The 19,777-nt window shown below is 38.3% G+C and carries 20 protein-coding genes; 9 read left to right on the forward strand and 11 right to left on the reverse strand.

Going from position 1 to position 19,777, the window contains the following annotated elements:
• The first annotated feature begins 22 nt into the window (after nucleotides 1–22).
• Nucleotides 23–220, forward strand: a complete 198-nt coding sequence (locus DC53_RS21325; protein ID WP_050484111.1) for a hypothetical protein — start codon at nucleotides 23–25, stop codon at nucleotides 218–220.
• 53 nt (nucleotides 221–273) lie between these two features.
• Entirely contained in the window at nucleotides 274–603 is a 330-nt protein-coding gene (locus tag DC53_RS21330) for an ISAs1 family transposase (RefSeq protein ID WP_050484112.1), read from the forward strand.
• A gap of 522 nt (nucleotides 604–1,125) precedes the next feature.
• On the opposite strand, the gene DC53_RS19105 is transcribed toward DC53_RS21330, so the two are convergent.
• Genes DC53_RS19105 through DC53_RS19095 form a run of 3 tightly spaced genes read right to left on the reverse strand, consistent with a single transcriptional unit; the run spans nucleotide 1,126 to nucleotide 3,924 of the window.
• Entirely contained in the window at nucleotides 1,126–2,334 is a 1,209-nt protein-coding gene (locus tag DC53_RS19105; protein WP_007375771.1) for an ABC transporter permease, read from the reverse strand.
• A complete protein-coding gene (locus tag DC53_RS19100; RefSeq protein WP_033028363.1) occupies nucleotides 2,327–3,115 on the reverse strand; it encodes an ABC transporter ATP-binding protein in 789 nt (262 codons plus the stop codon). The genes DC53_RS19105 and DC53_RS19100 overlap by 8 nt, the downstream gene beginning before the upstream one ends.
• The gene (locus DC53_RS19095) at nucleotides 3,112–3,924 is read right to left on the reverse strand and encodes a DUF3025 domain-containing protein (protein WP_033028364.1); all 813 of its coding nucleotides are present in this window, start codon (nucleotides 3,922–3,924) and stop codon (nucleotides 3,112–3,114) included. Before DC53_RS19095 ends, DC53_RS19100 begins: the two co-directional genes overlap by 4 nt.
• Nucleotides 3,925–4,037: 113 nt before the next feature.
• On the opposite strand from DC53_RS19095, the gene DC53_RS19090 reads away from it, so the two are divergent.
• A complete protein-coding gene (locus DC53_RS19090) occupies nucleotides 4,038–5,663 on the forward strand; it encodes a M28 family metallopeptidase (protein ID WP_033028365.1) in 1,626 nt (541 codons plus the stop codon).
• A gap of 242 nt (nucleotides 5,664–5,905) precedes the next feature.
• Nucleotides 5,906–7,075 carry a putative manganese transporter gene (locus tag DC53_RS19085; protein WP_033028366.1) on the forward strand — a complete coding sequence of 390 codons (1,170 nt, stop codon included), beginning with the start codon at nucleotides 5,906–5,908 and terminating at the stop codon, nucleotides 7,073–7,075.
• Between the two features lie 47 nt (nucleotides 7,076–7,122).
• Here DC53_RS19085 and DC53_RS19080 read toward each other — a convergent pair whose 3' ends face one another.
• The 7 genes from DC53_RS19080 to seqA all read right to left on the reverse strand — a co-directional run bounded on the left by DC53_RS19080 (nucleotide 7,123) and on the right by seqA (nucleotide 15,109).
• Entirely contained in the window at nucleotides 7,123–7,371 is a 249-nt protein-coding gene (locus tag DC53_RS19080) for a DUF4282 domain-containing protein (RefSeq protein ID WP_024596863.1), read from the reverse strand.
• Nucleotides 7,372–7,639: 268 nt separating this feature from the next.
• Nucleotides 7,640–9,226, reverse strand: coding sequence for a dihydrolipoyllysine-residue acetyltransferase (locus tag DC53_RS19075; RefSeq protein WP_033028367.1), 1,587 nt, complete (start codon nucleotides 9,224–9,226; stop codon nucleotides 7,640–7,642).
• 8 nt (nucleotides 9,227–9,234) lie between these two features.
• A complete protein-coding gene (locus DC53_RS19070; RefSeq protein WP_033028368.1) occupies nucleotides 9,235–10,212 on the reverse strand; it encodes an alpha-ketoacid dehydrogenase subunit beta in 978 nt (325 codons plus the stop codon).
• Nucleotides 10,212–11,426, reverse strand: coding sequence for a thiamine pyrophosphate-dependent dehydrogenase E1 component subunit alpha (locus tag DC53_RS19065; protein ID WP_033028369.1), 1,215 nt, complete (start codon nucleotides 11,424–11,426; stop codon nucleotides 10,212–10,214). Before DC53_RS19065 ends, DC53_RS19070 begins: the two co-directional genes overlap by 1 nt.
• 265 nt (nucleotides 11,427–11,691) lie before the next feature.
• The gene (gene astE / locus DC53_RS19060) at nucleotides 11,692–12,744 is read right to left on the reverse strand and encodes a succinylglutamate desuccinylase (RefSeq protein ID WP_033028370.1); all 1,053 of its coding nucleotides are present in this window, start codon (nucleotides 12,742–12,744) and stop codon (nucleotides 11,692–11,694) included.
• 121 nt (nucleotides 12,745–12,865) lie between these two features.
• On the reverse strand, nucleotides 12,866–14,503 hold the full coding sequence (gene pgm / locus DC53_RS19055; RefSeq protein WP_007375760.1) for a phosphoglucomutase (alpha-D-glucose-1,6-bisphosphate-dependent): 1,638 nt from the start codon (nucleotides 14,501–14,503) through the stop codon (nucleotides 12,866–12,868).
• 9 nt (nucleotides 14,504–14,512) lie between these two features.
• The gene (gene seqA / locus DC53_RS19050) at nucleotides 14,513–15,109 is read right to left on the reverse strand and encodes a replication initiation negative regulator SeqA (RefSeq protein WP_007375759.1); all 597 of its coding nucleotides are present in this window, start codon (nucleotides 15,107–15,109) and stop codon (nucleotides 14,513–14,515) included.
• Nucleotides 15,110–15,329: 220 nt separating this feature from the next.
• On the opposite strand from seqA, the gene DC53_RS19045 reads away from it, so the two are divergent.
• The 5 genes from DC53_RS19045 to fur all read left to right on the forward strand — a co-directional run bounded on the left by DC53_RS19045 (nucleotide 15,330) and on the right by fur (nucleotide 17,867).
• Nucleotides 15,330–16,097: an alpha/beta fold hydrolase gene (locus tag DC53_RS19045; RefSeq protein WP_007375758.1), complete on the forward strand. Its 768-nt coding sequence runs from the start codon at nucleotides 15,330–15,332 to the stop codon at nucleotides 16,095–16,097.
• Nucleotides 16,098–16,192: 95 nt separating this feature from the next.
• Nucleotides 16,193–16,414: a DUF2788 domain-containing protein gene (locus DC53_RS19040; RefSeq protein WP_002962930.1), complete on the forward strand. Its 222-nt coding sequence runs from the start codon at nucleotides 16,193–16,195 to the stop codon at nucleotides 16,412–16,414.
• A 2-nt stretch (nucleotides 16,415–16,416) separates the two neighbouring features.
• A complete protein-coding gene (gene ybfE, locus DC53_RS19035) occupies nucleotides 16,417–16,695 on the forward strand; it encodes a LexA regulated protein (protein WP_002962928.1) in 279 nt (92 codons plus the stop codon).
• Nucleotides 16,696–16,709: 14 nt separating this feature from the next.
• Nucleotides 16,710–17,237: a flavodoxin FldA gene (gene fldA / locus DC53_RS19030; RefSeq protein WP_033028371.1), complete on the forward strand. Its 528-nt coding sequence runs from the start codon at nucleotides 16,710–16,712 to the stop codon at nucleotides 17,235–17,237.
• A gap of 186 nt (nucleotides 17,238–17,423) precedes the next feature.
• Nucleotides 17,424–17,867, forward strand: a complete 444-nt coding sequence (gene fur, locus DC53_RS19025; protein ID WP_002962922.1) for a ferric iron uptake transcriptional regulator — start codon at nucleotides 17,424–17,426, stop codon at nucleotides 17,865–17,867.
• A gap of 109 nt (nucleotides 17,868–17,976) precedes the next feature.
• Here the strand turns inward: fur and glnS are convergent, their stop codons facing one another.
• On the reverse strand, nucleotides 17,977–19,635 hold the full coding sequence (gene glnS, locus DC53_RS19020; RefSeq protein ID WP_033028372.1) for a glutamine--tRNA ligase: 1,659 nt from the start codon (nucleotides 19,633–19,635) through the stop codon (nucleotides 17,977–17,979).
• Between the last annotated feature and the right edge of the window lie 142 nt (nucleotides 19,636–19,777).

Genomic DNA, 19,777 nt, shown 5'->3' on the forward strand with positions numbered 1-19,777 from the left:
TAGTAACGATTGACGCTATGGGATGTCAAAAATCAATTGCAAAAAAATAGTTGGTAAAGAAGCCGATTACTTACTTGCTGTAAAAGCAAACCATAAAAGGCTACTGTCACAAATAGAAGATGTGTTATTACCTGAGGTAGCACGACAAGCATCTGATGGGCTCTTGTTTAACGAAGCCGATTATCAAAAAATAGAGAAGAATTTTGGTGCTGTGCAGTGAGCCATAACGTGAGCGGTTTATCAGAAACGATACACTGGGAAGGTGTGTAAACAGTGGGTGTTATTGTTTCTTATAGAAAAGAAAAAGGTAAATTAAGCAATGAGTTATGCTATAGATACTATATTAGTTCAGCGGAAGAACTCGCGAGAGGAGCACGACAACATTGGCAAATAGAAAATGGATTACATTGGCGTTTAGATGTAGGATTTAAAGAAGATGAGTGTCGAATTAGGCGCGAAGGTGCAGCACCTGTATTTGCGGGGCTGAGACACATCGCATTTAATCAGCTAAAAGCAGAAAAAAGTTTTAGTAAAGGCATGCCCGCAAAACAGAAAAAAGCTATGCGCAGTACAGCCTACCTTGAAACGGTACTGAACGCATAGACTTTTTTCATGCTCTTGCCCTGACTAAAAAACAGGTCTATTTTTGAGATTTCACCCACAAAAGTTCAACACGCCTAACTTAAATTAATAAACACCGAGGTAATTATAAGCATAGAGTACGTTAATACGTTCTGAACAGATCTGAACATTGGGAACTAATGACCATGAGAGCAACATTCATAAACAGCTGTTTAAAAGATTTTTTATACCAATCCGCAATAATACTTGATCAACTTCAGGGATTAAATCTGACTTTAACTGCGTTAAAATTTCTGTTATGCGACTGCATGGATGCAGGAGGTAGAGCAATTAGTGATAACAATTAAATAAAGAAGTTTTTGCTTTGTTATCAACACTATTTTCTTACTTAAAAATAGATCACGTAATTAAGGGTATTGGTATTATTGATGATTTCCATAATTAAAATCAACATATAAAAATAGCAGCTAAACGCTGCTATAAAACCTAAATATACGATTACTGGCTTTGGTAATAAATTACCAAAGCCAGGATAACTTTATATCATCTAAAAAGTACATCTTCGCGATTAAACCACTTAACGCAAAAGGCCAGTAGCCCTGCAGCAATGATTGCAGTGGCTAAAAATATTAAGCCTATGAATGTGTAATCAACAGTCCCTTTTACTATTTCTTTAATCGCTAAAGCCACGTTTGTAACTGGAATAAATGCTGTTTTAGCAGTGAGTTCCATATTTGGCATTATTGAAATAATAATCGGGAAAAATACGCCCATACTAAGTGGTGCCATATAGTTTTGCGCTTCTTTAAACGTGCGAGCATAGATAGATATAGCCAGAGCTAAGGCCGAAAATATAGCTGCAACCGGTAATAATAGTAAAAATATCATCAGTAAGTCGGTAACTGCTAATGTACTAAATGCCGCTTTAATAAAATCAAGATCGGCAAATGCGAGCGCCAGTGCTATCCAGCAGCCCATACTTAAGACCGTTATGGTTGTGGAGGCAATGGATGTAGTTAACAAGGTTATAAATTTACCTAGCACCAGCTCTGTACGCGTAATAGGTGTAAGTAGGAGTGTTTCTAGCGTGCCGCGTTCTTTTTCGCCAGCGCCTAAATCAATAGCGGGATAAGTTGCCCCCATCAATACTAATGGAATAAGTAAATAAGGTAAAAACCCGCCAATTTTTTCGCCAAGGTTTTCACGTTTATCGGCTGTATCCACTTTTATGACTTCAATCGGATTAAGAATAGATTTTTGAACAGACTCTTCAATACCAAAACTGATTAGCTTTTGAGTTTGGAGCACGTCACTGTATTCTTTTGCGAGTTCTTTAACGCGTTCGAATAAAAAGTTGATAGATTTTGAATCGTTAAAAACAACCTGCCACTGGCTTTGTTTTCCATCGTCCAATGTTTGCACAGCATGACTTGGTAAATAAATACCCATATCAATATCGCCAGCGATTACGCCTGCTTTAAGCTCATCAATATTGTTAAAGGTTTTATCCCCTTTATAAAGCTCAAAACTTTTGTGATAAAACACTTTGTCAGTAAATTCTTGTGCGTATTCACCGTTGATAATCGCGTAAGTATTTACTTTTTGCTCAGCGTCCATTGCAGCTTGCGAGCTTATAAATGCCATTACGGCAAACAATAACGGAAATATAGCAACAGGGAGCGCGACTACAAATAATAGCGTTTTTTTATCGCGTAATAACTCTCTTAATTCCTTTTTAAATACCTCAAACATCATGTTTCTCCGTTAATATATTCATAAACGCTTGGTTAAGCTCATCACTATTGCCTGCTTGTTTAAACTCTTCTACTGTCCCGTCAAAACAGCTAATACCTTCGTTAATTACAGCGACACGGTCACATAAAAGGGCTACTTCATCTAGATGATGGGTTGAGAAAATAACAGGTGTCCCCTGCGCCTTTAAACCTTTGATAAATTTAATAACTGTTTGTGTTGTCATTATATCAAGGCCCGTTGTTGGCTCATCAAGTACCACAACTGCTGGGCGATGAACAACTGCACGCGCTATATTTGCTTTTTGCTTCATACCTGTTGAAAGGTTTTCTGCCCGTTTATCTACAAATTTGTGCATATCAAGCAATGTAAATAGCTCATCACAACGCGTTGCTATATCGCTTTTGTTCATGCCATGAAGCTTTGCAAAATACTCTATATTTTCTTTTACAGTTAAGCGGCCATACAACCCTGTAGAGCCTGATAAAAAACCAATAGACTTACGTCCCAATAGCGGTTTTTTTACAATATCGTTTCCGGCAATCGTTATTGAGCCTTCATCGGGCTTTAACGCGGTTGAAATCATTCTAAGTGTCGTCGTTTTACCCGCACCATTTGGGCCGAGCAATCCAAGTACCTCACCTTTAGCGCAACTAAAATTAACGTCTCGTACTGAGTGAAAGTAGTCTTTATCTTCACGAGGATCGATGTCATCTATTTTATTTTTTTTGTGATCTTTAGTTAGCTTAAATTTCTTTTTAAGCCCAGCAACTTCTATCATGTTCGCATCCTTCGTTTCGCTCTAAAATAATCTGTATTGTTGTAAAAAGAGTCGTCTTTGTTTTCGTCATGCCAGCCAGGCACACCTAATAAAGGCAGTGGTGAAAGCTTTTTGTTATCGGCTAAGCAGTTATCTGTATTAATCATCTCATAAAGGGCTTGGTCAAGGTACTGGTATTGAGTTACTAAATCTTTACAAAATATTTCATTAGGTACACAAACAAATAACGCTTTACCCGTTAAACCTATATAAGGCTTTGTTAGCATTTCATAATTAGCATGACCAAACATAAAAGGTTTTATTGTTTTACCCCACTCATGTCTGTGTTCAACGAATGCAGTTTTCCATTGGTGATCGCAAAGCCACTGCTGCCATTTACTCTCACTTATAGCTAATACAACGCCACATTCATCAAAAAGCGTTAGTGCATTACGATGCTTGGTACGCTGTTGCAGTCCATGCTCAGCTATATCTTGCACATGCCTATGGTTTATTAACGCTTTGGTTTTAGGAAATAAACACCATATAAACCCACCAAATAAGTCATGCCAGTTTTCACTGCGTGTAGGTACAACACCCGTTTCAAAAATTACTTGCTCGTAATACCGCTCGCCAAAGTCTACCTTTGCATCATCTTCAAAAGTAATAGGAATATTATTCTCATTAATAGCGGTTAAAAATGGAGAAAACCACTGCGGCGCCGGCCAATCTGCTAGTTCGTTAACTTTAAATAGCTCACGTAAATGCGCAAATGCACCTGTTTCTAAACTACTGATTTGCCACTGCTCGGGGGGAGTAAAACGCTTCATTTAAACCTTTAACAATTTATGCCTATAATTTACGAGAAGTTTACCGCAAAAACTGGTTCTGCTTAATAGAAGTTAATATACTAATCACAACTTAAAACAAAAAAAGAGCTGACATGAAACATTATTTCTCTCTCACACTCCTCGCTACGGCTGTTTTAGCAGGTTGCGCAACAACAAGTATTACCCCTACTGATGTAACAAATGGTTATAACAGTATTCAAGCTGATGAATTGGCTAAACATGTAAAAGTACTCGCATCGGATGAGTTTGGTGGCCGTGCTCCTTCATCACCTGGCGAAAAGCTAACGCTTGATTATTTAACTGCGCAGTTTAAAGCTTTAGGCTTAGAACCCGGTAATGGCGACAGTTACTTACAAGAAGTGCCATTGGTTTCTTTAGAAGCTGATTCGAATATGGTCCTTAGTATTGGTGGTAAAGACTATCAATATAAAAAAGACATGGTTATGGGTAGCAGCCGCATTAGCGCACAAGAAGGCATAGAAAATTCTGAACTCGTATTTGTGGGCTACGGCGTTAATGCACCTGAGTACAATTGGAATGACTACGAAGGGTTAGACGTTAAGGGCAAAACGGTTGTAATGCTGGTTAACGATCCGGGCTTTGCAACAAAAGACCCTGCTTTATTTACTGGCGACGCAATGACTTATTACGGTCGTTGGACATACAAATATGAAGAAGCAAGTCGACAAGGTGCAGCTGGCGCAATTATTATTCACGAAACAGCACCTGCGTCATACCCATGGTCAGTAGTTGAAAACTCGTGGAGCGGTGAGCAGTTTGGTTTTCAAAAAGAAAACAACAATATGGATCGTGTAGCTGTTGAAGGCTGGGTTACAACTGACGTAGCAAAAGAGCTTTTCACTAAAGCAGGTTTAGATTTTGATACCGTTAAAACAAATGCTGCTAAAGGTGCTTACCATGTTGATATGGGCGATTTAACTGCTTCTGTTAATGTTAAAAATACGATTAAAAAATCAGTGTCGTATAACTTTATTGCCACGTTACCAGGAAGCGAGCAACCAGATGAGCATGTTATTTACTCAGCTCACTGGGATCACTTAGGTACAGACAAAACACGTAAAGGCGATCAAATTTATAACGGTGCTCATGACAACGCAACGGGTACAGCTGGGCTAATTGAAGTAGCTGAAGCCTTTACTAAATTACCTAAGCACCCTAGCCGCTCAATGACATTTTTAGCAGTAACTGCTGAAGAGCAAGGCTTACTAGGTTCTAAATACTATGCAGCTAACCCAGTGATTGCAGCTAATAAAACAGTCGCTAACATAAACATGGATAGCTTAAATTTATTAGGCAAAGTAAAAGACATGAATGTGGTTGGTATTGGCAAGTCACAAATGGATGAGTTTTTAGCAACTGCAGCTAAAGAGCAAGGCAGAACAATATCAGGCGATCCTAAACCATCATCTGGTGGCTATTACCGCTCTGATCACTTTGCATTTGCTAATATGGGGATTCCAGCCATGTACGCAGGTGGCGGCACAGTCGCAGCTGACGAAGAGACAGCTAATTACCGTAAACGCATGAGTTTAGTACTTCGCGGTTGTTATCATCAACCATGTGATCGTTATAGAGATGAATGGGATTTATCGGGTGCTGTTCAAGACTTACAATTGTTTTATAAAGTAGGTTTTGATATTTCTGAGCAAGAGCAATGGCCGACGTGGAATACAAATTCAGAATTTCAACGTAAATAATATAAGTCGTGTTTACCATCAAAGGTTAAATTTACAGCGATGTGTTTTTTATTTTTAGGTTAGGTAGCCTATTGTGGTTATAACCCACAAGTAGGTGATATTGACACATAAATGGATACGCACATTGTTTTATTTTAATCGGAAATTCAAACAAGCATTCGACTTAATTAATGCAAATGATATTGATTATCGTTTAATTAAAATATACAGTGTGACTTAGATAATTTATTAGGTCGCATTGTATGATTCTACTCTCTCACTTTGGTTTAATAACTCCCGCGTCAAGACAGTTTATAGGCCAAAACAAACGTTTATTGCTACCTTTATTTATATTGGTTTGCTTAGCATTACCTACCTTACGTGAAATTACTGTGACTGCATTAAGCGATGCTTTTTTTCAAGTGAGTGTGTTTGTTGCTGCTACCCTTTTGATTTATTACTACGCTATAGAGCATTTACCTCAACTAGAGCTGAGTTATTTAAGTGCTAAGTCGCCTATTTTAGAAATTAGTTTTGCTGCTGTTTTAGGTGCATTACCTGGCTGTGGTGGCGCTATTATAGTTGTTACGCAGTTTACTAAAGGTCAAGCGAGCTTTGGCTCTATTGTTGCTGTGCTAACAGCAACGATGGGCGATGCTGCTTTTTTGCTACTTGCCACACGCCCTACTGAAGGTTTAATCATTATGGGAATAGGATTAACTGTCGGTATAGTAAGTGGATTGCTTGTTAATGCAATGCATAGTAAAGATTTTTTACGCCCAACAGCGCAAGAACAAAAACATCAAATTAAAATTTTACCCACTAATATTATTAAAATTAGTAAACCTGTGTGGATGATAACAATTGTACCTAGCTTAATGATTGCTTTCTTAATTGCATTTAATGTCGACTTCACAAAATTTGGCACAAATATAGATACTGTGATCAGTATTTTTGGTGCCGCAATGTCACTCTTTGTTGTCAGTATTTGGGCATTTTCGTCAAAGGGTGAAAGTTATAAAGAAGTGACCTCAGAAGATGATACCTGTAATCCTCCTTCTAAAATAATTAAAGTATTACAAGACACACACTTTGTAACTGCATGGGTAGTAGCCTCTTTTATGTTATTTGAAATTTTAGTCAATATTGCAGGACTGAACTTAAAAACGTGGTTTGTACATTACGCCTATTTAGCACCGCTTATTGCAGTTGTTATTGGGTTTTTACCTGGCTGTGGCCCGCAAATAATTGTCACTACATTGTATATTCAAGGCATTATTCCCTTTAGTGCTTTAGCAGGAAACGCGATTTCTAACGATGGTGATGCGTTATTTCCAGCAATAGCAATGGCTCCTAGAGCAGCAGTGATAGCTACGCTTTATACATCTATCCCTGCTTTGGCCGTTGGCTATGGCATTTATTTTTTAAGTTAAAATTGCCATATACAAAAAAGCTCAGCAATTGCTGAGCTTGGTTTTAATTAATTTTCTTTATCAGCTATTTTTTGTAAATTACTATTTATTTTGAATAACACAATCACAAACTCACACCAAACTCTTGCACCAATTGCTCCGAAAACAATAATGCCAATACCAGTAATAAAGCCACCACCATAACTTGTAAACATAGCAGTAATCCCTGAAACTAATGAAGCAAATAAAATTAGCCAGTAGATAAAAGTGATTATTTTAGGGGTTATCATTGAATCGAAAAAGAAAAGATCTTTCATTGTAATCCTTATTATTTTTTATAAGTGGATTTGATATTCGTACCTACATTAAAACAAAATTGCAGAGTTCAAATTAAGATAGTATGAGGGGGTTTATAAATTGACTAAGTAAAAGTCAATATTATTTCAAACATCCTTATATCAAACCACAATCCATTGAGTGTTGATTAAACTTGTTCAACAAATAAATCTTAATATAAAGCAATTTATTTTAAAACAAAAAACCAGCAAATTGCTGGTTTTTTATCAGTTTTAAACAATTATATTATTAACTCATAGCCATCATCATTACCGATGGATTTTCTAAGTACGATTTCCATAGGTTATTAAAACGAGCAATAGTCCCGCCATCAATAACGCGATGATCGCCAGACCAACTCACTTGCATAATAGCTTTACTCACAACTTGCCCACTTTCGTCAAAACGTGGTAGATGCTGTAGTTTACCAAGCGCAACAATAGCCACTTCTGGTTTATTAATGATAGGGGTTGCGATAGTGCCGCCAATTGCACCAATATTAGAGATGCTAATCGTCCCACCTTTTAAATCATCCGGTGCAACACGCCCTTCTCGCGCTGAATGAGTTAAGCGAGTTAAATCATTTGCCACATCTACAATGCTTTTACTCTGACACGATTTAATATTAGGCACTAACAAGCCAATTTTTGAATCAACCGCTATACCAATATTATGATCGCTATAATAGGTAAGCTCTGAGCAATCATCATTCACTTTTGAATTCAGTACAGGGTACTCTTTCATTGCTAGCGAGAGTGCTTTTACAAAAAATGGCATCATGGTGAGCTTTACGCCTTGTGCTTTGTACTGCTCTTTTAAGGAGCTGCGCAAAGCTATAAGCTGTGTTAAGTCTATTTCATCACTAAACGTAAAGTGCGGAATAGTTGAAACCGAAGCCACCATTTGCTTGGCCATGGCCGCTTTAATGCCTTTAATTTGCTCTACTCGTACGCCACCGCTTTGATTCTGTGTTTGGTTTTGCACTGCACTTTGAGAAGCATCGCTATTAAGCGGTGAAGTATCAATAGTATTTGGCACTTCGCCTTTTACAAACTCTTCAATATCTTGCTTGTAAATTCGACCATTTTTACCACTACCTGGAACGCACGTTAAATCAACATCAAGTTCACGTGCTTTACGGCGAACCGCAGGCGACGCCACCGCTTTTTGATTGATAACTTTTACAGCTTGCTGCGTTTTAACAGTGGCAACTTTTTCAGCGACAGCATTAGTTTGAGCCTTTACGACCGCTTGGTTTATATCAACATTTGGCTTTACTGCACTGCCTGCAATTGTCATTTGAAACAACGGGCTATGTACTTTTGCTATTTCACCTTTTTGGTAATATAGCTTTTGCACTGTGCCTGTATATTTTGCCGGAATTTGTACTAATGCTTTGTCGGTCATTACGTCACAAACAGCTTGGTCTTCTTCTATTTCATCGCCTTCTGCGACTAACCAATCAACAATCTCACACTCAACAATACCTTCACCAATATCTGGGAGTATAAAGTCCTCAACTACATCAGATACATTGTTATTAGTTTGATTTTCAGCTTGAACTGGCTCTTCTACTACTTCATTACTCGTACTATCACCACTTACATCCATAGCAAATAAAGGTGCATGTACTTTAGCAATTTCACCTTTTTGATAATATAGCTTTGAAATAATGCCATCATGCACTGCCGGAATTTGTACTAATGCTTTGTCTGTCATCACATCACAAATTGGCTGATCCTCAGATACGGTATCGCCTTCTTGAACTAGCCACTCAACAACTTCGCATTCAACAATGCCTTCACCAATATCGGGTAATATAAAATCTTTAGCCATGGTAACCCCTAAAAATCCATTGATTGTTTAATTGCAGCCAACACTTTTAGTGCGTCCGGTACGTATTCTTTTTCAAGTGCCAACGGGTATGGTGTATCTAGGCCACATACACGTAAAATTGGCGACTCTAAATGCAAGAAACACGCTTGTTGTATTGTTGCTGCTATCTCGGCACCAAAGCCATTAGTTATGGGCGCTTCATGACTCACGATTAAACGGCCGGTTTTAATAACCGATTTAGCAATCGTTTCAACATCCCATGGTAAAATACTACGAAGATCTATTACTTCACAGCTTATACCTTGCTCGCTTGCTTGCTGTGCAGCCGCTTCAATAATCTCCATTTGAGCACCCCACGCTAAAAGCGTAATATCGGTACCCTCTTGTACTACTTCAGCCGTGCCTAGTTCAATACTGTAATCTTCTTCAGGTACTTCGCCTGTTGATGCACGATATAAACGCTTAGGCTCAAAAAATATGACCGGGTTATCATCTTTAATTGCAGCACGTAATAAACCTTTAGCCTGATAAGGGTTACGCGGTACAACCACTTTTAAGCCCGGTGTATGCGCAAAATAAGCTTCGGGTGATTGCGAGTGATATAAGCCACCTGCAATACCACCGCCATAAGGCGTACGAATAGTTAAGTTACCCACATTAAATTCATTACCACTGCGATAACGAAATTTAGCAGCTTCATTTACTATTTGATCGAACGCTGGAAAAATATAATCAGCGAATTGAATTTCTGCCAATGCAGGTGCACCAAATGCCGCTAAACCATTAGCAAAACCTAAAATACCTTGCTCGGTTAAAGGCGTATTAAAAACACGATGTTTACCGTACTTTTCTTGCAAGCCTGATGTTGCTCTAAATACACCACCGAAGTAACCAACATCTTCACCAAAAATACAGGCTTGAGGGTGTTCATCCATCGTAATATCGAGGGCAGAGTTAATTGCGTGGAGCATGTTCATTTTAGCCATTACTTAATTCTCCCTGCGGTTACTGGGTAAGCATTTGGATGCTGTTTTATATGTTCTTTTAATTGCTCGTACTGGCGTTGCAATAATGGAATTGGTGTATCGTAAACGTCAGATACCAGTTCTTCTAAAGCGGGCTTTGCAACAACTTCAGCACGTTTAAGCGCTGCTAAAATTTCTTCACGAATCGACTCTTTTGCTTTTATATCGTCTTCTTCGTTTAACCAGTCTTGTTTGACCAGCCATTTTCTAAATTTATCAATAGGACAGGTTTGATTATTTGCTTCTTCATCTTTAGATCGATAACCACTTGGATCGTCTGACGTAGAATGCGCGCCTAATCGATAAGCAATTGATTCAATAAGTACAGGTTCACCTTGTGTTGAGGCTATTTCACGTGCTTTTTTAGTCGCTGCATACACAGCAAGTGCATCTGTGCCATCAACACGAATTGTTTTAATACCATAACCAACACCACGCGAGGCGATACCATCGCCTTTAAATTGCTCATCAGCAGGGGTAGATATGGCATAGCCGTTATTACGTGCAAAAAATATAACCGGCGCTCTGTGAACAGCGGCCATATTTAAACCGGCATGAAAGTCACCTTCTGATGCAGCACCTTCGCCAAAGTAACAAATAGTCACATTATCAATTGTGCTGGCAAGCTCGCCTGTTTTAGCGTCGATGTGCTTTATTTTTTGGCCATATGCATAACCCGTTGCTTGTGGTATTTGCGTACCCAATGGCGATGAAATCGTCATGTAGTTTAGCGCTTTAGAGCCATAATGGATTGGCATTTGGCGACCTTTGCCTAAATCCAATTCATTTGAAAACATTTGGTTCATAAATTGATCAAGTGTAAAACCACGGTAATGCAATGCAGCTTGTTCACGATATTGCGCCATGATCATATCGTCTTGATCAAGTGCAGCAGCAGAGGCTGTAACTGCGGCTTCTTCGCCTAGGCATTGCATATAAAAACTAACACGGCCTTGGCGCTGCGCGCCTTGCATACGTTCATCTAACAAACGTATAAAACGCATTGTTTCATATAACTTAATAGCGGTATGTTTTGAAATGTCAGGTGCGGTTGCACTAGGATGGATGTCGCCGTCCTCAGTTAAAATACTAAGGGTTGGAATATTAAGTGCTTGGCCATCAATAAATTCAAGCGCGTGGTTAATATTCAGCGATACGTTATTTGGATTACTCATAACCTACCTTCTTTTGTTGTCGGTAAAACAGTGCCCCTTTAAATTATTATTGTGGGTGATTGTTGCTGGTTAAACTTTGCAACATCTGCACTATCTTTAATTAAAGCTGCCAACACTTTACGTTAACGTAAAGTGTTATTCAACAAATCTGGGACGAAACAAAAGCAAATACTGGCTAAATAAGTGGCAAGTTAACGATACGGTTACTTTAATTAATAGTAATCATATAGTTAACTTTAAGTTACTAGTGGTCTGATGAGTTAAATTAGATGAAATTACTATCAATATCCATTGGAATAACAGTAAGGAGTGCTCTTTGCCCTAATGCTACGCTCGCATTTGGAAAAATAATAGCCTCTCCTTCAACGTCAGCGTAAATCGCTGTATCACCGTCGGTTGCAAGTGGTTCACCTTTCGCAAAGCCAGTAAAGTTCTCAGCATCGTCAGAAAAAGGAAAACTAAAATCGTGCTGCGTTCTATTAATTGTGCGGTGCACTGCAAACAATTCAAAATCGTTTGCATTAAATTCAGGATATTTAACTTCATTTTGACTAATTAATGCAGTTAAGGTTTGCTTTGTTTTTTCAAAGCGGGCCATATCATTTTGGCCAAATGGTTTAACCTGACCCAGCTCTACCGTAAAAGAGTCAGCACCGTGTATAAATGACGAATAATAGCTAAATGTTGTTGCAGGAGATTTCATCATAAGCACGGTATTTACACCACAGCTCAATAAAAATTGTAACTGCGACTTTTTCCATGGCTTACCATGTAAAAATGGATACACAGCAAATTTTTCGTTTTTAGAGCCTCTAATTGCGGTGTGTAAGTCGTAATGACTTCGGCTGCTGCCTTGCTCACCACGGGCATAAAAATCGCTTACGTACTGCTCAAGCTTTGCAGCGCGGTTTCGCTCATTATTCATTGGTACACCTTCAACTGTATGGTGACCATTAAATAATCTATTTAAGTTTTCTTCTACAAAACGCAGGCCAATATTAATTGATTGTGGATTACCGTAAATAAACAAAACACGCTGCTTAAGTATCAGCTCGCCTTTTATAATTTGTTTAATGAGCGTATCACAAATTTCAATTGGCGCAGTTTCGTTACCGTGTACAGCGCTTGAATAAATTACATCTTTGCTTGTTTTAACAGCAGGTTGAAACTCAATTACACCGGTATCGTGTATATTTACACGAGTCCCATTATCTAAAACAAACTCACCTGCATCTAAATGCCATTCGTTGTCACGACTAAGCGTTAAAAAATCGCCAGTTTGTTTTAATTCATTTAAGTAAGATGGATTGGCTGACATATAATAAGCCCTTTAAAAATAATGTGAGAGTAGACTCTTATGCATATATTTTTATAAATACACAAGGTATAGAAACGAAAACGGCTGAATAAATCAGCCGTTTTAAAATTATTAGATTAAGTTAGCTTATAACTGAATCTACAAGCTTTTTAGCTTCTTTTTCAAGTAACGCTAAATGCGCTTCACCTTTAAATGATTCAAGGTATATTTTATAAATATCTTCAGTACCCGATGGACGCGCTGCAAACCAGCCATTTTCAGTGACCACTTTTAAACCACCAATTGCCGCATCGTTACCTGGTGCATGAGTCAATTTTTGCAAAATAGGCTCGCCAGCAAGTGTATCTGCTTTAACATCAGAAGCACTCAATGCTTTTAAACGTGATTTTTGACCGCTTGTAGCAGGTGCATCTAGGCGTTTATAAATTGGAGAACCAAACTCTTGTTCTAATTCTTTATAAAGCGCTGATGGCGTTTTACCTGTCACAGCAAGTATTTCTGCAGCGAGTAGCCCCATTATGAAGCCGTCTTTATCTGTACACCATACAGAGCCATCAAAACGTAAGAATGCCGCACCGGCGCTTTCTTCGCCACCAAACGCAAGTTTGCCTTTACTTAAGCCTTCAACAAACCATTTAAAGCCTACGGGTACTTCTTTAACTTTACGGCTGTTACGAGCAGCTACTTTGTCAATCATAGAGCTAGAAACCAATGTTTTACCAATTTCTACGGTTTCATTCCAATCACGGTGTTTAAGTAAGTAATCGATTGCCACTGCTAAAAAGTGGTTTGGATTCATTAAACCATCTGGCGTTACAATACCGTGGCGATCGTAGTCAGGGTCGTTACCAATAGACACATCAAAATCATCTTTTAATGCAATAAGATTCGCCATTGAATAAGGTGATGAACAATCCATACGAATTTTGCCATCTTTATCAAGTGGCATAAAAGCAAAACGTGGGTCAACAACATCATTAACAACGGTTAAATCTAAATTATATTTTTTAGCAATAACAGGCCAAAAATTAATACCCGAACCACCAAGTGGATCGATACCAATTTTGATACCTGCATCGCTAATTGCTTTTAAATTAACGATATTTGCTAAATCATCAATATAAGGAGTCATTAAATCTTCGTAGCGGATAAAACCTGAACGCGATGCTTTAGCGAATGGGAATAACTCAACTTCAACTAAATCTTCTAATAAAAGTTGATTAGCTCTGTCTTCAATCCATTTAGTGACGTCGGTATCAGCAGGTCCGCCATTAGGTGGGTTGTACTTAAAGCCACCATCTTCAGGAGGGTTATGCGACGGGGTAACTACAATCCCGTCTGCAAGCTCATTTGGGTGTAGCTTGTTATGACTTACGATGGCATGACTGATTACAGGTGTTGGTGTAAAGTCACCGTTTTCTTGCGTTATCACTTGCACTTCGTTAGCAACTAAAACTTCAATAGCTGAATTAAATGCAGCCTCACTCAATGCGTGCGTATCTTTACCTAAAAATAACGGACCAAAAATATCATTTTGTTTTCTGTAATCACAAATAGCTTGAGTAATCGCCAAAATGTGTGATTCGTTAAATTTAACATCGTAAGAACACCCACGGTGGCCTGATGTACCAAAAGCAACGCAATGCTCAGGGTTCTGCTCAAGATCTGGTTCATTTAAATAATAGGCAGATACTAATTTTGGAACATTAACCAGTGCCGATTGTGGAGCAGTTTTACCTGCGCCTGAGTGAATAGCCATTATATTTCCTTACAGGTAATCGCGAATTTTTTCAGCTTGCTCTGCACTGTAACCAAGGCAAAGAGCCACTTCATGAAGCATCATTTTTTTACGCGTTGTATTAGAATTCGTCATAACCCAATATTCACTATCAGTTATGTTTTTAGGATTCATGCTACTGCCGCTATTAACTAAGTCTTCTTTGCTGGTAGCAAAGTAAACACGGTCGCGGCCTTTTATATCTAATACAGCCGAAAAGTCAGTTTTATGTGTACGGTAAAATGCACTTAAAATAAACAAAAAACGTCCAACAACGCCCTTTTGCATTGCCAGCTCTTCTTTATTTAGTACATTAAAAATATTATCACTTTTTTGCTGCACAGGTGCGTGAGCTACAGGTGTTTGTTTTTTTGTAGTCTCAGCAGCCGTTGGGTCTGAGCTTTTTAATGTAGCAGTGGACGTAGTCGCAGTTTGATTGTTTTGAGTTAGTTCTACGTTTGCGGTTAGAATTTTTTCGCCGCTCAGATTTAATAAACGACGTAAAATAGTGGATGCACTTTCACCAATACTTTGCGTATTGCTTGCAATATATTGATATAATTCGTCGTCTATGTCGATTTGTTTCATGTTATTCCTGTCATTACGGGTCACATTTCTTTCTCCCGTGTGATTATACCCAAACCAATCAGAAATGCGAGTTACAACAAGCACTCCCGTAAACATATTAATATTTACTTGATTGTTGTTGATTTAACAAACAAAAGCCCAATTGAATAAATAGTCGCTGTATTTTTTGCTTTTTAGAGCAATGCTCGGCAAACTATGGCCAAATTTTCAGGAGGCTAGTATGCAGTTAAATTACAAGCAACAAGGGCAAGGTCCTAACGTTATTTTGATCCACGGGCTTTTTGGATCATTAGAAAACTTAAATGTTATTGCAAAGCCATTAAGTGAACACTTTAATGTTATAAACGTTGATTTGCGTAACCATGGTCTGTCACCTCATAGCGATGAAATGAATTACCCAGCAATGGCACAAGATATTGTTGAGTTATTAGCCCGTTTAAACATAGACAAGGCCCATTTAGTTGGCCACTCTATGGGTGGTAAAGTGGCAATGGAATTAGCACTTACCCATCCTGAGCTGGTAAATAAATTGGTTGTACTTGATATTGCACCTGTTAGTTACCCCGCTCGCCACACAAAAATACTGCAAGCATTAAAAGCAGTTTCAGCACAATCAATCGACGATCGAAAACAAGCTGATGCAATTATGCAGCCTTTTATCGAAGAGCTTGGAGTTCGACAATTTTTACTTAAAAGCCTCGCTAAAAATGAAGAAGGTCGTTTTGCGTGGCGATTTAACTTAAATGTGCTCAATGAAAAATATTCGACAATCACATCCAATGTTAATGAAAACAATTCTTGTTTATGCGATACTATTTTCATTAAAGGCAACGATTCTGACTATATTTTGCCCGAACATCGTACTGCAATTACAACACGCTTTAAAAACACCAAGGCTAAAATTATTCATGGAGCAGGTCATTGGCTTCATGCTCAAAAGCCCCTTGCTGTTAATAAAGCGATAAATGACTTTTTAACTGCGATTTAAAGTAATTTTAATCGCGTGTTTTTGATTCTGCGCACTAAATATATCAATATTTATATGCTATAGTACGCGCCGTTTAATTTAAAGGTTATACGTTGATGGTCAGTCAGTTAATTAACGAATTTGATACCCTAGGGTTGTATTTTGGCTTAGCCGGTATTTTCATATTCATCGGCATGGCAATTAAAGACGTACTAAAAAGTGGTAATGTACCAAAGTTCGGACAATACATTGTCTGGGGCGTGCTCTTTTTAGGTTGTTCAGGCTTTATTGCTAAAGGGCTTATTCAAGTATTTTGGCAAGGCGCAGGTGTAGGTTAAGCATGGCGAAGTCAGAAACAGATAGAACTACACTCGATTTATTTGAATACGAAAAACGCCCAGGCAGGCCTAAAACCAATCCCCTTTCACGGGATATGCAGTTAAAGGTAAATAAACGTAATCAAATAAAAAGAGATAAAGCACGTGGTTTAAAACGTGTTGAATTTAAAGTTTCATCACAGTTATATCAAGCATTAAGTGATATGGCAGATGCACAAAATATTAGCCGCAGTGCGCTGATTGAAACGATTTTACAAGAAAGATTGGCTATTGATACATAAAAGGTTTTAAATCCATGGCAAGTGTAGGCATTTTTTTCGGAAGTGACACAGGTAACACAGAACACGTAGCAAAAATGATCCAAAAAGAATTGGGTAAAAAGCTAGTGGCTGTTCATGATATTGCAAAAAGCTCTAAAGAAGAGATAGCTGAATTTGATTTAATCTTATTCGGTATTCCGACTTGGTACTACGGCGAAGCGCAATGTGACTGGGACGACTTTTTCCCTGAGCTTGAGGAAGTGGACTTCGAAGGTAAGCTTGTGGCTATTTTTGGTTGTGGAGACCAAGAAGATTACGCAGAGTACTTTTTAGATGCAATGGGCATGATCAACGATATAGTTACTGAGCGTGGCGCTATTATTGTGGGCCATTGGCCAAGCGAAAGCTATGACTTTGAAGCGTCTAAAGGCATGGCTGATGAGAAGCACTTTGTAGGCTTGGGTATCGATGAAGACCGTCAACCAGAGCTAACTGAGCAACGTGTTAAAGCATGGTCGGCTCAAGTGTATGAAGAAATGTGTTTAAGTGAATTAGCTGACTAATTTTCTACATATATCGCGAGCTGTTTAAATAACTATCAAACAGTTAGCGATTTAAGCTTTAATAGCAATATAAATCAATTGTTCTTTGCACTTAACGCTTAGGCACGTTATCCTGTTTATTGCTAATGTGTCGTGTACATCTTTGCAAGATGTCTAGTATAACCAAATAAAATTGAGACAGATTTAATGACTGATCATAACTTGGAACTTAAAAAAGCCGGTTTAAAAGTAACTTTACCGCGTATTAAAATATTAGAGATTTTACAATCTCCAGATAACCAACACATCAGTGCTGAAGATGTTTACAAAATTCTTTTGGATCTAGGTGAAGAAATTGGTCTTGCGACTGTATACCGCGTACTTAACCAATTTGATGATGCAGGTATTGTAAGCCGTCATCACTTTGAAGGTGGAAAATCAGTATTTGAACTCTCTGGAAGTACGCACCACGATCATTTAGTATGTTTGAAATGTGGCAAAGTGGTAGAGTTTGAAGATGATATGATTGAACGTCGTCAACTTGAGATTGCTGAAGAAAATGGGATTACCCTTACAAATCATTCTTTGTATTTATACGGTGAGTGTAATGATAAAGCAGCGTGTAAAGAGTTTAGCGACGCAAACAGCTAATAGCGCTTTTTAAAGCAATAAAAAACCTGCTAATTGCAGGTTTTTTTGTGTCTAAATTACGATAGTATATAGTGAGCCGGTATAAATACAGGCTCATTATTAAACGTAGCTACTGTGTTTTAGACCATGAATCACGAAGACCCACTGTTTGGTTAAATACAACGTTCTCTGATTTAGAATCACGAGAGAAATAACCCGTACGCTCAAACTGAAAGCCCTGCTCTGCTTGAGAATCAGCAAGCGATGGCTCTAATTTAGCGTTTGGCAAAACAACCAATGACTCTGGGTTTAGTGTTGTTTCGAACTCATCAGCAGCTGCTGGGTTTGGTACGCTAAACAAACGGTCGTATAAACGCACTTCTGCAGTGATAGACTCTGGTGCTGAAACCCAGTGAATAACGCCTTTTACTTTACGTCCATCACTTGGGTTTTTACCAAGTGTTTCGCTGTCGTAAGTACAGAAGATAGTTGTGATTTCGCCATTTTCGTCTTTTTCAACACGCTGCGCTTTAATAACATAAGCACCACGTAAGCGTACTTCTTTATCAAGTACTAAACGTTTGAATTTGTTATTTGCTTCTTCTTTGAAGTCTTCACGTTCGATATAAATTTCACGCGTAAACGGTACATCACGACGACCCATTTCTTCTTTATTTGGGTGATTAGCCACAGATAAAATTTCAACCTTGTCTGCATCGTAGTTTTCAATAACTATTTTAACAGGATCGAGTACAGCCATTGCACGTGGTGCATTTTCGTTTAAGTCTTCACGGATACACGCTTCAAGCATGCCCATTTCGACCATATTCTCTTGTTTTGTTACACCAATACGCAAACAAAATTCACGAATTGAACCTGGTGTATAGCCACGACGACGTAAACCTGCAATTGTAGGCATACGTGGGTCGTCCCACCCTTCTACATGGTTATTAACCACTAAATCACTAAGCTTACGCTTAGACATAATTGTATATTCAAGATTTAAACGTGAGAACTCAATTTGCTGCGGGTGACATTCTAAACTGATGTTATCAAGTACCCAGTCGTATAAACGGCGGTTATCTTGAAACTCTAATGTACATAACGAATGTGTAATACCTTCAAGCGCATCAGAAATACAGTGTGTGAAGTCATACATAGGGTAAATGCACCACTTATCAGCTGTTTGATGATGGTGAGCAAAACGCACACGGTAAATAATTGGATCGCGAAGCACCATAAATGAGCTTGCCATATCAATTTTAGCACGCAGAACACATTCACCCTCTTTGAATTCACCAGCACGCATTTTTTCAAATAACGCTAGGTTTTCTTCAACTGACGTGTCTCTATATGGACTGTTTTTACCTGGCTCTTTTAATGTACCACGGTACTGTCGCGCTTCGTCTGCAGTTAAAAAACAAACGTACGCTAAGCCTTTATTTATTAGCTCAACTGCGTAACCATATAAAGTATCAAAATAGTTAGAAGAATACTTTATATCGCCATCCCAATTAAAACCTAACCACTGTACATCCTCTTTAATAGAATTTACGTAGTTAATGTCTTCTTTTTCAGGGTTTGTATCGTCAAAACGTAGGTTACATAAACCGTTGTAGTCTTTTGCGATACCAAAATTTAAGCAAATTGATTTTGCATGACCAATATGTAAAAAACCATTTGGTTCAGGTGGAAAACGTGTATGCGTTGTAGCATGTTTCCCGCTTGCTAAGTCTTCATCAATTCGGGTTCTAATAAAGTTACTTGGGCGATTCTCAATTTCCGCCATAGGAGTGTGATCCTCTAATATTACGTAATAACAAAACTAATGCATTATTACAAAAACATACACTAACATACAGCAATAGATTAAGGTTTATTTTAGATATTGATTAACTTTAATCCACAGGTTCCATTGTTTATGAATAAAA

It is taken from the genome of Pseudoalteromonas fuliginea (genome assembly GCF_000690055.1).
Classification (GTDB): domain Bacteria; phylum Pseudomonadota; class Gammaproteobacteria; order Enterobacterales; family Alteromonadaceae; genus Pseudoalteromonas; species Pseudoalteromonas fuliginea.